Source organism: Streptomyces sp. SYSU D01066-1 (assembly GCF_054956795.1).
In genome coordinates this window covers 11,718-27,872 of record NZ_JBUDHV010000019.1, presented here as the reverse complement: position 1 = coordinate 27,872, position 16,155 = coordinate 11,718, and the positions used below count along the sequence as shown (strand labels likewise).

Here is a 16,155-nt window from a genome sequence, read left to right as displayed (position 1 = left end):
CCCGGTGGCCGGCTGGATCCGCGGCTTCCCGACCCCTCACGGGGCCCGCACCGGCCGGGACGCCGTCCTCCGCGCCACCCGCGCCACCCCGGCCGCCGGTGACCGCGGCGGGTCCGACGGGGCGCCGGGCCCGGTGGTCGCGCTCACCGGCGGCCGACGCCGCGCGGGGCCCGGATCCGCCCGTACGTGCCGCGGGGACCCGGATCCGCCCGTACGTGCCGCGGGGCCCCGGATCCGCCCGTACGTGCCGCGGGGCCCCGCGTCCGCGTCACGCCGCGACCGGCACCTCACTGGTCGCGGGCGTCAGCGCCAGCTCCAGGACCTGGCGGACGTCCGAGACGGTGTGGACGTCGAGCTTGTCCAGGATCTCGGCCGGGACGTCGTCCAGGTCGGGCTCGTTGCGCTTGGGAATGATCACCGTGGTGACCCCGGCGCGGTGGGCCGCGAGCAGCTTCTGCTTCACCCCGCCGATCGGCAGCACCCGGCCGGTCAGCGAGACCTCGCCGGTCATCGCCACGTCGGTGCGGACCAGCCGGCCGGACAGGAGGGAGGCGAGGGCCGTCGTCATGGTGACGCCGGCGCTCGGGCCGTCCTTGGGCACCGCGCCCGCCGGGAAGTGGATGTGCACGCCCCGGTCCTTCAGGTCGGCCACCGGCAGTTCCAGTTCGGCGCCGTGGGAGCGCAGGAAGCTCAGGGCGATCTGCGCGGACTCCTTCATCACGTCGCCGAGCTGGCCGGTCAGGGTCAGGCCCGCCGCGCCCGTCTCCGGGTCGGCCAGCGACGCCTCCACGTAGAGGACGTCGCCGCCGGCGCCGGTGACCGCGAGGCCCGTCGCCACGCCCGGCACCGAGGTGCGGCGCTCGGCCGGGTCCTGGGCGGACTCCGGGACGTGGTGCGGGCGGCCGATCAGGTCGCGCAGGTCGTCCGCGCCGATGCGCAACGGCAGCTCCCGCTCGCCCAGTTCGTGCTGGGCGGCCACCTTGCGCAGCAGCCGGGCGATCGACCGCTCCAGGGTGCGCACGCCCGCCTCCCGGGTGTACTCCCCGGCCAGCCTGCGCAGCGCGGCCTCGTCGATCGTCACCTCCTCCTCGTCCAGACCGGCCCGGTCCAGCTGGCGCGGGAGCAGGTGGTCGCGGGCGATGACGACCTTCTCGTCCTCGGTGTAGCCGTCCAGGCGGACCAGCTCCATGCGGTCGAGCAGGGCCTCCGGGATGGCCTCCAGGACGTTGGCGGTGGCGAGGAAGACGACGTCGGAGAGGTCGAGTTCGACCTCCAGGTAGTGGTCGCGGAAGGTGTGGTTCTGGGCCGGGTCGAGCACTTCGAGCAGGGCGGCGGCCGGGTCGCCGCGGAAGTCGGAACCCACCTTGTCGATCTCGTCCAGCAGGACCACCGGGTTCATCGACCCGGCCTCCTTGATCGCCCGTACGATCCGGCCGGGCAGCGCGCCGACGTAGGTGCGGCGGTGGCCGCGGATCTCGGCCTCGTCGCGGACGCCGCCGAGGGCGACGCGGACGAACTTGCGGCCCATCGCGTGGGCGACGGACTCACCGAGGCTGGTCTTGCCGACGCCGGGCGGGCCGACCAGGGCGAGGACGGCCCCGCCGCGCCGGCCGCCGATGACGCCGAGGCCCCGGTCGGCACGCCGCTTGCGGACGGCCAGGTACTCGGTGATGCGCTCCTTGACGTCCTTCAGACCCGCGTGCTCGGCGTCCAGGACCGCCTGGGCGCCCTGGATGTCGTAGGCGTCCTCGGTGCGCTCGTTCCACGGCATCTCCAGGACCGTGTCGAGCCAGGTGCGGATCCAGGAGCCCTCGGGCGACTGGTCGCTGGCCCGCTCCAGCTTGTCGACCTCCTTGAGCGCGGCCTCGCGGACCTTCTCGGGCAGGTCGGCGGCCTCGACGCGGGCGCGGTAGTCGTCGGACTCCTCGCCCTCCTGCTCGCCGTTGAGTTCGCGCAGCTCCTTGCGGACCGCTTCGAGCTGGCGGCGCAGCAGGAACTCGCGCTGCTGCTTGTCGACGCCCTCCTGGACGTCCTTGGCGATGGTCTCGGCGACGTCCTGCTCGGCGAGGTGGTCACGCAGCTGCGCGGTGGCGAGCTTGAGGCGGGCGACCGGGTCGGCGGTCTCCAGCAGCTCGACCTTCTGGGCGGTCGTCAGGAACGGCGAGTAGCCGGAGTTGTCGGCGAGCGCGGAGACGCCCTCGATGGCCTGGACGCGGTCCACCACCTGCCAGGCGCCGCGCTTGCGCAGCCAGGCGGTGGCGAGCGCCTTGTACTCCTTGACCAGCTCGGTCACCTGGCCCGGCAGCGGGTCGGGCACGGTCTCGTCGACCCTGGTCCCCTCGACCCACAGCGCGGCGCCGGGGCCGGTGGTGCCGGCGCCGATCCGCACCCGGGCCCGGCCGCGGATCAGCGCGCCGGGGTCGCCGTCGGCCAGCCGGCCGACCTGCTCGACGGTGCCGAGCACGCCGGTGCTCGCGTAGGTGCCGTCGACGCGGGGCACCAGCAGGACCTTCGGCTTGCCGGGTTCGGAGCGGGCGGCGGCCTGGGCGGCCTCGACCGCGGCGCGGACCTCGGAGTCGTTCAGGTCGAGCGGGACCACCATCCCGGGCAGCACGACCTCGTCGTCGAGCGGCAGCACGGGCAGGGCGAGCGGTGTGAACGGCGTGGACTCAGCAGCCATGATCTCCCCTTCGGCAGTCAAGTTGAGTTGGCTTCACTCAACTACATCGACTCAATGCCCAGGGGTCCCGCTAATGTTCCCACCGCTTGTTCGCTCTCGGCGATCACCGCTCGGAGTGCGGCGGAACGGGGCCCTCGCGGAGCGCGGCGGATCGTGGCCCCTCTCAGAGTGCGGCGGAACGGGGCCCCGTGGAGCGCGGCGGAACGGGACCCCGTGGAGCGCGGTGGGTCCAGGACCCTTTTGGGACACAGCGGATCCCGGGCCCTTTGAGGGTGCGGCGGATTCGGAACCCGCCCGGAACGCGGCGGATCCGGCCCCGCGGAGCGCGGCGGATTCGGGACCCTCGCGCACCGGGTGCCAGGATGACGGGATGTCCGTTCACGAAATCCCCGAAGTCCTGGACCGTCGTGAGGGCCCCTACGGCGAGGTCGTGCTGCGCAGACACGGCACGCTGCTCCAGATCATCGCCAACGGCTGCTTCCTGATGGACACCTCCGACGGCCGCTCGGAGCGCCTGCTCGTCGACGCGGCGCTGGCCGCGCTCCCGGCCGGCCGGGAGGAGCCGCGGGTACTGATCGGCGGCCTGGGCGTCGGCTTCTCCCTCGCCCACGCCGCCGCGGACCCCCGCTGGGGGCGGATCACGGTGGTCGAGCGCGAACCGGCCGTCATCGACTGGCACCGGGACGGACCGCTGTCCGGACTGACCCGCGAGGCGCTGGCGGACCCCCGTACGGAGGTCGTCGAGGCGGACCTCGTCACCTACGTCAATGAGACTTCCGTCACACGTCCCGCCACCTACGACGCCCTCTGCCTCGACATCGACAACGGCCCCGACTGGACCGTCACGGAGGGCAATCACACCCTCTACGGAACGTCCGGACTCGCGCTCTGCGCAAGGCTGTTGAGGCCCGGCGGAGTACTCGCCGTATGGTCCGCGCGACCCTCCCCTTCTTTTGAAGAAACCTTGCGTAATGCCGGGTTCCAACAGGTGCGTACCGAAGAGATCCCCGTTGCCCGGGGCGTTCCGGACGTCGTGCACATCGGCGTCGGACCTGGATAGCAAAGGCCCGGCGAATCCCCGTACGCTGCTGCTCTGGCGCGGATCATTCATGCGTCGATCGCAGTCATGGAATCACCCCACGGATTCCACAAAGCACACCTCAGGGGCGGGCGATGGAGCAGACACACACCTCCCACAACGGCGCGGCGACGGCTACGCAGGGCGCACAGCGCCGGGTACTGGTGGTCGAGGACGACCAGACGATCGTGGACGCCATCGCGACCCGCCTGCGCGCCGAGGGCTTCCTGGTGCAGACCGCGGGCGACGGCCCGGCCGCCGTCGACACGGCCGAGGCCTGGCAGCCCGACCTGCTCATCCTCGACATCATGCTGCCCGGCTTCGACGGCCTGGAGGTCTGCCGCCGGGTGCAGGCCCAGCGGCCGGTGCCGGTGCTGATGCTCACCGCGCGCGACGACGAGACGGACATGCTGGTCGGGCTCGGCGTCGGCGCCGACGACTACATGACCAAGCCGTTCTCGATGCGCGAGCTGGCGGCGCGGGTGCACGTGCTGCTGCGCCGGGTGGAGCGGGCCGTGGTCGCCGCCTCCACACCGCGCAGCGGCATCCTGCGCCTGGGTGAACTGGAGATCGACCACGCGCAGCGCCGGGTGCGGGTGCGCAGCGAGGACGTGCACCTCACGCCCACCGAGTTCGACCTGCTGGTCTGCCTGGCGAACACGCCGCGCGCGGTGCTCTCCCGCGAGCAGCTGCTCGCCGAGGTGTGGGACTGGGCGGACGCCTCCGGCACCCGGACCGTCGACAGCCACATCAAGGCGCTGCGCCGGAAGATCGGCGCCGAGCGCATCCGCACCGTGCACGGGGTGGGCTACGCGCTGGAGACACCGACGCCATGAGCGCGGGGCGGCAGGCCGCACGGAGGAGCCCCGATCCCCGAAGCACCGGGGAACCCTGGGGCGGCGTACGCCCGTTCTCGATCAAGACCAAGCTCGGCGCGCTGGTCGTCACCTCGGTGCTGATCACCACCGGCCTGTCGGTGATAGCGGTGCACACCAAGACGGAGCTGCGCTTCATCACGGTGTTCTCCATGATCGCCACGCTGCTGATCACGCAGTTCGTGGCGCACTCGCTGACCGCGCCGCTGGACGAGATGAACGCCGTCGCCCGGTCCATCTCGCACGGCGACTACACCCGCCGGGTGCGTGAGAACCGCCGGGACGAGCTGGGCGACCTGGCCCAGACGATCAACCACATGGCCGACGACCTGGAGGCCCAGGACCGGCAGCGCAAGGAACTGGTGGCGAACGTCTCGCACGAGCTGCGCACCCCGATCGCGGGTCTGCGCGCCGTGCTGGAGAACATCGTCGACGGGGTCACCGAGGCCGACCCGGAGACCATGCGCACGGCCCTGCGGCAGACCGAGCGGCTCGGCCGGCTGGTGGAGACCCTGCTGGACCTCTCCCGGCTGGACAACGGCGTGGTGCCGCTGCGCACCCGCCGCTTCGAGGTGTGGCCGTACCTGTCCGGGGTGCTGAAGGAGGCCAACATGGTCGCCTCCGCCCGCGCGGGCATGGCCACCGGCTCCGGCAGCCACACCCGTACCGACGTCCACCTGCACCTCGACGTCGACCCGCTGGACCTGACCGCGCTGGCCGACCCCGAGCGCATCCACCAGGTGGTCGCCAACCTCATCGACAACGCGGTCAAGCACAGCCCGCCGCGCGGCCGGGTGACGGTCAGGGCCCGCCGGGGCGAGCTGCCGGACTCCCTGCGGCTCGAGGTCCTCGACGAGGGGCCCGGCATCCCCCGGTCGGAGTGGCACCGGGTGTTCGAGCGGTTCAACCGGGGCGCGGTGACCCGGCCGCACGGCCCCGGCAGCGACGGCGGCACCGGACTCGGCCTGGCGATCGCCCGCTGGGTGGTGGATCTGCACGGCGGACGGATCGGGGTGGCCGAATCGGAGCGCGGCTGCCGCATTTTCGTCACTCTTCCGGGCCTGCCAACTACGCCGAGTTGACGTAAGGTGCTCATCGGAGCCACTCGTTCCACGGTTGTTCGCGCTGGTGGACACGTGTGAGCAGGCGGAGGCCCGCGCCCGTGGAGGCGTCAGGGCCCGATTTCCCATTCCCTGTTGACGCGGAACCACGCTTTTTTCCCGCCATTTCCAGCACCAAAACACCGGCCGAGATGTGACTTACGCGACGATGGAGCGGCCCGGCCTGACCTTCTCGCCCCAGGAGGCGTAGCCTTTATTCCCGCTGTCCATCACCTTGTGAAGCGGAAGAGGGCGGTTGCCGCCGTGTCGCCACAGTCCCCCAGTAACTCGAGCATCTCGACCGACACCGACCAAGCGGGGAAGAACCCCGCAGCGGCCTTCGGTGCCAATGAGTGGCTCGTAGACGAGATCTATCAGCAGTACCTCCAGGACCCGAATTCGGTCGACCGAGCCTGGTGGGACTTCTTCGCCGACTACAAGCCGGGGGCCGCCGCCGCCCAGGCCGCGTCGGGTACCGCGGCCGCGGGGGCCGCGGAGACCGCCGCTCCGGCCCAGCCCGCCGCCAAGGCCGCTCCCGCCGCCCCGGTCGCGCAGACGCCCGCCCAGGCCCCGGCCGCGCAGCCCGCGCGGACGTCCGCCGCCCCGGCCGCCGCCGAGGCCGCCCCGGCCGCCAAGCCCGCCGCGGCGCAGCCCGCCGCGGCGAAGGCGGCGCCGGCCAAGGCCGAGCCCGCCAAGGAGGCCGCCGGCGGGCCCGAGCTGGTCACCCTGCGCGGTCCCTCCGCCGCGGTCGCCAAGAACATGGACGCCTCGCTGGAGATGCCCACGGCCACGTCCGTGCGCGCCGTCCCGGTGAAGCTGCTGTTCGACAACCGCATCGTCATCAACAACCACCTCAAGCGCGCCCGCGGCGGGAAGATCTCCTTCACGCACCTCATCGGGTACGCCATGGTGCAGGCCATCAAGGCCATGCCGTCGATGAACTGGTCGTTCCAGACCAAGGACGGCAAGCCCACCCTGGTCAAGCCGGAGCACGTCAACCTCGGTCTCGCCATCGACCTGGTCAAGCCCAACGGCGACCGCCAGCTGGTCGTCGCGGCGATCAAGAAGGCCGAGACGCTGAACTTCTTCGAGTTCTGGCAGGCCTACGAGGACATCGTCCGCCGCGCCCGTGAGAACAAGCTCACGATGGCCGACTTCACCGGCGTCACGGTCTCCCTGACCAACCCCGGCGGCCTCGGCACCGTCCACTCCGTGCCGCGCCTGATGCCCGGCCAGTCGGTGATCATGGGTGTCGGCGCCATGGACTACCCGGCGGAGTTCCAGGGCACCAGCCAGGACACCCTGAACAAGCTCGGCATCTCCAAGGTCATGACGCTCACGTCGACCTACGACCACCGGGTGATCCAGGGCGCCGCCTCCGGCGAGTTCCTCCGCCAGGTCGCCAACCTGCTCCTCGGCGAGAACGACTTCTACGACGAGATCTTCGAGGCGCTGCGCATCCCCTACGAGCCGGTCCGCTGGCTCAAGGACATCGACGCCTCGCACGACGACGACGTCACCAAGGCCGCCCGTGTCTTCGAGCTGATCCACTCCTACCGGGTCCGCGGCCACGTCATGGCCGACACCGACCCGCTGGAGTACCAGCAGCGCAAGCACCCCGACCTGGACATCACCGAGCACGGGCTCACCCTGTGGGACCTGGAGCGCGAGTTCGCCGTCGGCGGCTTCGCCGGCAAGTCGATGATGAAGCTGCGCGACATCCTCGGCGTGCTGCGCGACTCATACTGCCGCACCACCGGCATCGAGTTCATGCACATCCAGGACCCCAAGCAGCGCAAGTGGATCCAGGACCGGGTGGAGCGCGGCCACGCCAAGCCCGAGCGCGAGGAGCAGCTGCGCATCCTGCGCCGGCTGAACGCGGCGGAGGCCTTCGAGACCTTCCTGCAGACCAAGTACGTCGGCCAGAAGCGGTTCAGCCTGGAGGGCGGCGAGTCCGTCATCCCGCTGCTCGACGCGGTCCTGGACTCGGCGGCGGAGAGCCGTCTCGACGAGGTCGTCATCGGCATGGCCCACCGCGGCCGGCTCAACGTGCTGGCCAACATCGTCGGCAAGTCGTACGCGCAGATCTTCCGCGAGTTCGAGGGCAACCTCGACCCGAAGTCGATGCACGGCTCCGGCGACGTGAAGTACCACCTGGGCGCCGAGGGCGTCTTCACCGGCCTCGACGGCGAGCAGATCAAGGTCAGCCTCTGCGCCAACCCCTCCCACCTGGAGACCGTCGACCCGGTCCTGGAGGGCGTCGCCCGCGCCAAGCAGGACATCATCAACAAGGGCGGCACGGACTTCACCGTGCTGCCGGTGGCGATCCACGGCGACGCGGCCTTCGCGGGCCAGGGCGTGGTGGCCGAGACCCTGAACATGTCGCAGCTGCGCGGCTACCGCACCGGCGGCACGGTCCACATCGTCATCAACAACCAGGTCGGCTTCACCGCCGCCCCGGAGTCCTCGCGCTCGTCGATGTACGCCACCGACGTGGCCCGCATGATCGAGGCCCCGATCTTCCACGTGAACGGCGACGACCCCGAGGCCGTCGTGCGCGTCGCGCGGCTCGCCTTCGAGTTCCGCCAGGCGTTCAACAAGGACGTGGTGATCGACCTCATCTGCTACCGCCGCCGCGGTCACAACGAGTCGGACAACCCGGCCTTCACCCAGCCGCTGATGTACGACCTGATCGACAAGAAGCGCTCGGTGCGCAAGCTCTACACCGAGTCCCTCATCGGCCGTGGCGACATCACCCTGGAAGAGGCCGAGCAGGCGCTCCAGGACTACCAGGGCCAGCTGGAGAAGGTCTTCACGGAGGTCCGCGAGGCCACCACCGCGCAGCCCGCCTCGGTGGAGTCCTCCGACCCGCAGGCCGCCTTCCCGGCCGCCGTGAACACCGCGGTCACCGGCGAGGTCGTCAAGCGGATCGCCGAGTCCCAGGTCAACATCCCCGACCACGTCACCGTCCACCCGCGGCTGCTCCCGCAGCTCCAGCGCCGGGCGGCCATGGTCGAGGACGGCACCATCGACTGGGGCATGGGCGAGACCCTGGCCATCGGCTCCCTCCTCCTGGAGGGCGTCCCGGTCCGGCTGGCCGGCCAGGACTCGCAGCGCGGCACCTTCGGCCAGCGGCACGCGGTGATCATCGACCGCGCCAAGGGCGACGAGTACACCCCGCTGCAGTACCTCTCCGAGGACCAGGCGCGGCTCAACGTCTACAACTCCCTGCTGTCCGAGTACGCGGCGATGGGCTTCGAGTACGGCTACTCGCTGGCCCGCCCCGACGCGCTGGTGATGTGGGAGGCGCAGTTCGGCGACTTCGTCAACGGCGCGCAGACCATCGTCGACGAGTACATCTCGGCCGCCGAGCAGAAGTGGAACCAGACCTCCGGTGTGGTCCTGCTCCTCCCGCACGGCTACGAGGGCCAGGGCCCGGACCACTCCTCGGCCCGCGTCGAGCGGTTCCTCCAGCTGTGCGCGCAGAACAACATGACGGTCGCGATGCCGACCTCCCCGGCGAACTACTTCCACCTCCTGCGGTGGCAGGTGCACAACCCGCACCACAAGCCGCTGGTCGTCTTCACCCCCAAGTCGATGCTCCGCCTGAAGGCGGCGGCGTCGAAGGCGGAGGAGTTCACCTCCGGCCAGTTCCAGCCGGTCATCGGCGACCCCTCGGTCGAGGCGGCGGCGGTGAAGAAGGTCGTCTTCTGCGCCGGCAAGGTCTACTACGACCTGGTCGCCGAGCGCGCCAAGCGCGGGGTGACGGACACGGCCATCATCCGCATCGAGCGCCTGTACCCGCTGCCGGGCACCGAGCTCCAGGCGGAGATCGCCAAGTACCCGAACGCCGAGAAGTACCTGTGGGCCCAGGAGGAGCCGGCCAACCAGGGTGCCTGGCCGTTCATCGCGCTCAACCTGATCGACCACCTGGACCTGGCGGTCGGCGCGGACATCCCGGCGGGCGAGCGCCTGCGCCGCATCTCGCGCCCGCACTCCTCGTCCCCGGCCGTCGGCTCCGCCAAGCGGCACCAGGCCGAGCAGGAGCAGCTGGTGCGTGAGGTGTTCGAGGCGTGAGGCGCTGACCCGCTGCGTCGCGTGAGGGCCCGTTCCCCGGAGGTGATCCGGGGGGTGGGCCCTCGGCGCGCGGCGGCCCGTGTCGTCGTGGTGCGACACCGTCCCGTGCGCACCGGAGCGACGCGCACGGGCATCGGACCGTCCAGGTCCGGCCAGGCGCCCTTGGGCGTGAGGAATCCCGCCACCGCGTTCCCGGGCCACGGACACGGTCCGTACCGCCGGAGGCGAAGAGGACGCGGGCTGCCGGGGCACCCGACACCGATCGGGACGGCCGCGGAGAACAGGAACGGGTCCACGACCCGTTCCCGCTCACTGGCTGGAAGCGGTTGTGCGCGCCGGTTGGACGATCACGTGTGCTGCGGTTCGAAGTCCCAGTACGGCCGGTTGCGGGAGCGGGCCGAGAGGGTGTGGGAGTGCTTGCTGCCCAGGGTGGCGTCGAGGTCGGAGAGGACCTCCTGCTCGACCTTCTCCGCCCGTCGGCGGTCCCGCAGCCCCCGCAGGTCCGCCGCGTAGGCGACCCGGGTCGACAGCGTGAGCGGATGCGTGCGCCCGAGCCACTCGGTGGCCCGTGCCACCGTCTGCCGGCTCAGTTCGGCCGCGCCCTCGACGTCGCCCATGAGGTTGCGCAGCGCGGAGGCGTTCAGGGCGCAGCCGAGGGTCCAGGGGTGGCGCTCGCCCACGGCCTCGGTCATCTCCGCCAGCGCCTGCTCGACGAGGGCGTGGCTGTGGTCCCGTTCGCCGACGTTGCGCAGGATCAGCGCCTGGTTGGCGCGGGCGCCGGCGATGAACGGATGTCCCGCGGCGTGCATCACCTCGTAACGGGCGACGACGGCCTCGCTCAGTTCGCGGGCCTGGTCGATGTCGCCGTGCTCACGGGCGTAGCAGCTCTGGCCGGTGGCGAAGATCAGCGTCAGCGGATGGGTCTCGCCGAGCACCCGCTCGCCCCGTTCCAGGACGCTGGCGAACAGCGCGCCGGGCTCCTGGGGGCCTTCGCCGCGGTCCCGCCTGCGGTCGCGGTCGCCCATGCGGTACCGGCACATGGCGAGGTTGTACTCCGCCCTGAGGGTCTGCTGGTTGTCCCGGCCGAGCACGGTCCGCGCCTCGTGGACGTTCTTGCTCTGGATCGACTCCGCCTCGCCGTAGCGGCCGAGCAGCCGCAGGTCGGTGGCGTACCAGATCTCCGAGTTGAGCGTGAAGGTGTGCCGGGCGCGCAGGAACTGGCGGCGTGCCTCCATGGTCTGCTTGTCGACGTCCAGGGCCTCGCGGTACCAGCCGAGCAGGCGCAGTGACACGGCCAGGTTGTTCTGGGCGTTGAGGGTGCGCGAGTCCTGTTCGCCGAGCAGCTCGCGGTAGGCGGCCAGCACCCACTGCGACATCTCCAGCGCCTCGTCGTAGCGGGCCAGGCCGCGCAGGTCGGCGGCGAGGCCGGAGGCGGCGCGCAGGTACTCCAGGTCCTGTTCCCCCCGCTCGGCGCGCAGGTGGTCGACGGCGGCGCGGCTGAGCGACTCGCTGCGCGTGTAGTCGCCGCTGCCGCGCAGCAGGTTGGTGTAGTGGTAGGCCAGTTCCCAGATCCGCGGATGGGTCTCTCCGAGCAGGTCGCGCCAGGCCTTCATGGCGCGCTCGGCGAGCTTGATGCCGGAGCGGTACTCGCCGGAGAAGTACATGTAGCGCAGGCAGTTGAAGACCAGGCGCTGCACCTGCGGGTCGCGGCTCTTGAGGACGTCGGCGTGCTTGAGGTGCGGGGCGATCTCGGCGTAGCCGGGCCACAGGTCGGGGTCGGTGGGGCGGCGCGGGTCGGCCGCGGCGAGGGCCCGGCGGACGACGTCGACGAACTCCTTGCGGTCGGTCTCCGGCATGTCGTTGTTGACGATCTGGTGCACCATGCGGTGCAGGTACAGCGACTCGCCCGAGGACGCCGTCTCGTCGCCGGACATCTCGTGGGACTCCAGGCGCACCACGGAGTAGGTGCGCAGCTGGTTGATGGCCCGGTTCCACAGCAGGGGGTCGTTGAAGAGCCGGACGAGCTGTTCCGGCAGTTCGTCGGCCGGGGTCTCGCGCAGCATCCGCACAGGGATGAAGCCGGGGGCGAAGAAGGTGCACAGCCGCAGCAGGTCGACGGATTCCGGGACGGTGTCGCGCAGCTTGTTCAGCAGTATCGACCAGGCGGTCTGGAAGGCGAGCGGGAAGTCCGCCGACACCTTGACCACGTGGCCGTCGACGCCGTCCTCCAGCATGCCGATGTACCGCTCCACCGACATGTCGGAGTCGTTGAGCCAGCCGGCCGTCTGGTCCAGGAGCAGCGGCAGGTCCTCCAGCGCCTCGGCCAGTTTGTGCGCCTCCGGCTCGGTCAGCCGCGGCGCCCGGCGCCGGATGAAGGCGACCGACTCGTCCCGGGCGTAGACCGGCACCTCCAGGAGGCGGCTGTTGTGCTCGCTCCACTCCGGGTTGCGGGAGGTGATGACGACGTGGCCGGGGCCGCTGGGCACCATGTCCCAGATCTGGTCCGGCTCGTCCGCGCCGTCCAGGATCAGCAGCCAGCGGGAGTACGGATCGCCGCGGCGCAGGGAGCCGCGGACGGCGTTCAGCCGTTCACCGTACTCCTGGCCTGTCTGCAGGCCGAGTTTGGGGGCCAGTTCGGCGAGCTGGCGGCGGTAGGTGACCCGGCCCTCCGCGTTCACCCACCAGACCACGTCGTACTCGGAGCCGAACCGGTGCGCGTACTCGGCCGCCAGCTGGGTCTTGCCGACGCCGGACATGCCGAAGAACGTGACGACGCCGGCGCCCGGTTCGGCGTTCTGGAGCAGGTTGTACGCCTCGTTGAAGAGGGCTTCGCGGCCGGTGAAGCGGGTGTTGCGGCGCGGTACGGAGCCCCAGACGTCCGGCATCGAGGCGGGGAAGCGCGGGCCCCGGCGTGCCGTGGCGGCCGGCTCGGGCAGCGGCTCGGAGGGCAGGTCGAGCCGGTCCAGCAGGCGCCGCTCGGCCTCCTCGGCGCCCATGTTGGTCAGGCCCACCGGTGCGAGCACCGCCGCGGCCGACGGGATGGTGGCCGTGGTGACGGAGACGGCGGCGAAGCGGGACGGGTCGGGGGCGACGACCTCGCGCAGCGCCTCGTTCCACTCCTCGTGGGAGCGCGGGCCGAGCTGGAAGTACCACTCGCTGACGACGATGAGGATGCGGCCCTCGGCCAGTTTCAGGTCGCGCAGCAGGTCCACCAGGGGGACGTCGGCCGGGGACTCCCAGCGCAGGTACACCACCCGCAGTCCGCGCCGCTCCAGCCGGTCCCCGATCCAGGCCGCCCAGGCCCGGTTGAAGCCGGCGAAGTGGATGGTGACGGTCTGTTTCGCGGCCCCCCTCTCGGTCGGCCCGACCGGCTTACGAACTCCAGACATGCGGCGGCCTCCAGCGCGCGTGATACCACAGAATCCTAGGACCTCGGCGCGTCGTACGTAAGGTCACGCGTGGGTCCCGCGTGAGTCCTACGTGGGCCCGTCGGGCGACGGGGGGACGTACCTCGGTCAGGCGATCTTTCCGCACCTGGGCGGCGCGCGCAGGCATCCTCACTCTTTCGGCCGTGGGAGTGCGGAAGCGTGGCGCTGGGTCCACAGGGCGCGCGCCGATTTCACGTACGCCTGCGCGCGTGCCGTGTGGCCCCGGGGCGCGGGATGGTCGGCCATGCGCTGGTAGGTGGCGGCCATCTCGTCGACGAAGCGGCGGCCGGGCGCGGTGAGGTCGGGTGAGCCGACGAGGGCGGGCAGGGCGGCGCCGACCTGGGCGTGGTAACGGGCGTGCTGGGACCAGGCCCAGTCGCGCTCCGGGGGGCGGGTGAGCAGGGCCCGGCGCTGGTAGTAGGAGGCCATGGCGAGGTGGGAGTAGGTGCCCTGGAGCAGACCGCCGTAGGGGCGGGGGTCGGGCCGCCAGGGGGCGAAGTAACGGGCCTCGGGACCGGCCCGGTGCAGGGTCAGCAGGTCGGTGAGGGCGGCGAGTTTGGCGTGCTGGAGTTCGTGGACGAGGGTCGCGGCGAAGGTCACCGGGTCGGGGGGCGTACTGCTGAGCAGGGCGCCGAACGCCTCGCGGCGGGTGGCGCTGCAACTGCCCCGGCCGGTGCCGATGTCGGGCGGCATCTCCAGCGGGACCAGGCAGCGCAGCAGTGTCGCCGCCTCGGTGAGGCGGTGGGCGCCGCCCGAGCGCAGGGCGACGGCCGTGCCGGTCCAGGCCTGGAGCCAGCGTTTGCGTTCCGCGTCGTCGAGGGTGGCCGCGCCGCTGAGGCTGCCCCGGTGGGTGCTGTAGGGGGCTTCGCGGTACGGGTCGAGGTCGTCGAGGGGCATGGGCGGGGCGGACGGGAGCAGTCCGGGGAGCGCGTGCGCCGGCGTCCACGCCGGGGCGCCCGACCAGGCGCCGGTGCCGTTCTCCAGGTGGACGCGGACGTCGGGGGCGTCGGGCTGGCGGAGGGTCAGGACGCCGTCCCGGTGGGTGACGTCGACCGGTACGTCGCCGGAGGCCGCCGTGTGCAGGGCGCCGAGGGAGGGGAGGGTGAGGACGCCGGCGCGGGCGGTCAGCCGGGTGGCGAAGGACAGGCCCGCCTCGGCGGCGGCGACGGCGGCGAGGGCGCTGAAGTGGGCGAGGTCGCGCCGCAGGGCCCGGGCCTCGGCCGGGGTCCCGCGTCCCGCGTCCAGGCCGCGCAGGCAGGAGCGCGCCCAGGGGCCGGTGAGGGGGTGGAACAGCCGGGCGCGGGCGGGGGTGAGGGGGCGCCCCGTCCCCGTCCCCGTCCCCGCCTCCGCCCCCTTCACCGAGTCCGCCGATGCGGCCGTGTCGGCGTCGGCGTCGGCGTCGGCGTCGGCGTCGGCGTCGGCGTCGGCGTCGGCGTCGGCGTCGGCGTCGGCCAGCATCGCCCAGTCCTCCCGCAGCCGTGCCTTGCGCCCCGCGTCGCACACCGCCGTCTCGGCCGCCTCGGCCGCGTCGAGCACGGCGCGCAGCACCAGCAGCCGCCGGGTGTCCTGGTCGCGCACGAGGAGGCCGAGGGCGTCGGGGCCGCCCTCGGTACGGGCGAGTTCGGTCAGGATCTGGTCCGGGACCGTCGGGAACATCACGGAGCGCTCCCTTCGCGCGGGGACAGCGGGGGCAACGGGGACAGCCTGGGCAATGGGGACGGCGGGGACCCCGTGGCCGACGCGGCTGTCGACGCGGCTGCCGACGCGCCCGCCAGCCGTCCGGCCACGTGCCGGATGAAGCGCTGGAGGTCGGCGCAGTACACGGACGGGTTCCGGAAGCCGTGTCCGGCGCGGTAGCGGTGGGCGTAGTGGCCGCCGCCGCAGACGCGCAGCAGCGGACACGCCCGGCACTGCCCGGGGAGGGCGTCCGCGCCCTGCTGCCGGGCGGCCACGCCCGGGTGCCGCAGTGCCTCGTCGAAGGTGTTACGGAAGACGTCGAGGCCGGTCTCGGCGGCGCCCGGGTAGGCCGACTTGAGGGAGTCGACCTGCTCGATCGACCCGTCGGTCTCCACCACCACCGCGTCGAACGGCGCCAGCCCCAGCGCCTCCCCGGCCGCCGGCAGGCCCAGCAGCAGCGCCACGCACCCCTCGAAGAGCCGCACCCGCGTCTCGCGCCGGCCCGCCGCCCACCAGCGGTCGAAGACGGCGCACAGCCAGTCGCCGTAGCGGACGCCGGTCTGCCCCGGCGGGCGGGCCGACCAGTTGCCGTGCGGCAGCAGCAGGTCCAGGGCGGGCGGACGCAGGGCGAGGAGCGACTCGTACGTCTCGACCGGGTCCAGCTCCGGGTCGACGACGGTCAGGACACCCGCGTACGACGCCGGGAAGCGGTCGGCCACCAGCCGGGCCCCGCGGGAGGCGGCGGGCCAGGACGGGCGCCCCGCGTGGTCGACGCGCCGCCGGTTGTGCGCGGCGGTGCCGCCGTCGAGGCTGACGCCGACGCGGACGCCGGCGTCGGCCAGTACGCGCAGGCGGCCCTCGGTCAGGAGCGTGCCGTTGGTCTGCACGACGGCGTGCACGGCGCAGCCGCTGGGAACGCGCTCGCGCACCCGGCCGGTGAACCGGGCGAGGGTGCCGGCGCCCGCCAGCAGGGGCTCACCGCCGTGCAGGACCAGGGCGAGGTCGCCGAGGGCGTGCGCGCGGGCGTGCTCGGCGATGCGGCCGGCGGTGCGCTCCAGGACGTCGGCGGAGGCGGCGGCGGGGCGTGCGCGCCAGCCGCTGTCGGGGCCTTCGTACAGGTAGCAGTAGGTGCAGGCGAGGTTGCAGCGGCCGTGCGTCTTGACGATGAACTGCCGGAAGGGGATGGGCTCCTCGGACACTCCTGCACCCACCCCCGCCATGCCGTACGCCCCCGCGCCAC

The 16,155-nt window shown here is 72.4% G+C and carries 8 protein-coding genes; 4 read left to right on the top strand and 4 right to left on the bottom strand.

The genetic code is table 11. The features are described 5' to 3' along the window. Window positions 1-268: 268 nt before the first annotated feature. Complete coding sequence (gene lon, locus ACY1JF_RS18830) at window positions 269-2,680, bottom strand: endopeptidase La (RefSeq protein ID WP_462706311.1); 2,412 nt, start codon at window positions 2,678-2,680, stop codon at window positions 269-271. 370 nt (window positions 2,681-3,050) lie between these two features. On the opposite strand from lon, the gene ACY1JF_RS18825 reads away from it, so the two are divergent. The 4 genes from ACY1JF_RS18825 to ACY1JF_RS18810 all read left to right on the top strand — a co-directional run bounded on the left by ACY1JF_RS18825 (window position 3,051) and on the right by ACY1JF_RS18810 (window position 9,810). After that, window positions 3,051-3,740 carry a spermidine synthase family protein gene (locus tag ACY1JF_RS18825; RefSeq protein WP_462706310.1) on the top strand — a complete coding sequence of 230 codons (690 nt, stop codon included), beginning with the start codon at window positions 3,051-3,053 and terminating at the stop codon, window positions 3,738-3,740. A 113-nt stretch (window positions 3,741-3,853) separates the two neighbouring features. Then, entirely contained in the window at window positions 3,854-4,594 is a 741-nt protein-coding gene (locus ACY1JF_RS18820) for a response regulator transcription factor (RefSeq protein ID WP_215168314.1), read from the top strand. Next, window positions 4,591-5,715 carry a HAMP domain-containing sensor histidine kinase gene (locus tag ACY1JF_RS18815; RefSeq protein ID WP_462706309.1) on the top strand — a complete coding sequence of 375 codons (1,125 nt, stop codon included), beginning with the start codon at window positions 4,591-4,593 and terminating at the stop codon, window positions 5,713-5,715. Before ACY1JF_RS18820 ends, ACY1JF_RS18815 begins: the two co-directional genes overlap by 4 nt. A gap of 282 nt (window positions 5,716-5,997) precedes the next feature. Beyond that, entirely contained in the window at window positions 5,998-9,810 is a 3,813-nt protein-coding gene (locus ACY1JF_RS18810; RefSeq protein ID WP_462706308.1) for a multifunctional oxoglutarate decarboxylase/oxoglutarate dehydrogenase thiamine pyrophosphate-binding subunit/dihydrolipoyllysine-residue succinyltransferase subunit, read from the top strand. Window positions 9,811-10,157: 347 nt separating this feature from the next. On the opposite strand, the gene fxsT is transcribed toward ACY1JF_RS18810, so the two are convergent. From fxsT to ACY1JF_RS18795, 3 genes are all read right to left on the bottom strand, one after another. Further along, complete coding sequence (gene fxsT, locus ACY1JF_RS18805) at window positions 10,158-13,199, bottom strand: FxSxx-COOH system tetratricopeptide repeat protein (RefSeq protein ID WP_462706307.1); 3,042 nt, start codon at window positions 13,197-13,199, stop codon at window positions 10,158-10,160. Window positions 13,200-13,367: 168 nt separating this feature from the next. After that, on the bottom strand, window positions 13,368-14,894 hold the full coding sequence (locus ACY1JF_RS18800) for an aKG-HExxH-type peptide beta-hydroxylase (RefSeq protein ID WP_462706399.1): 1,527 nt from the start codon (window positions 14,892-14,894) through the stop codon (window positions 13,368-13,370). Continuing rightward, complete coding sequence (locus tag ACY1JF_RS18795; protein ID WP_462706306.1) at window positions 14,894-16,135, bottom strand: FxsB family cyclophane-forming radical SAM/SPASM peptide maturase; 1,242 nt, start codon at window positions 16,133-16,135, stop codon at window positions 14,894-14,896. The genes ACY1JF_RS18800 and ACY1JF_RS18795 overlap by 1 nt, the downstream gene beginning before the upstream one ends. Window positions 16,136-16,155: the final 20 nt, after the last annotated feature.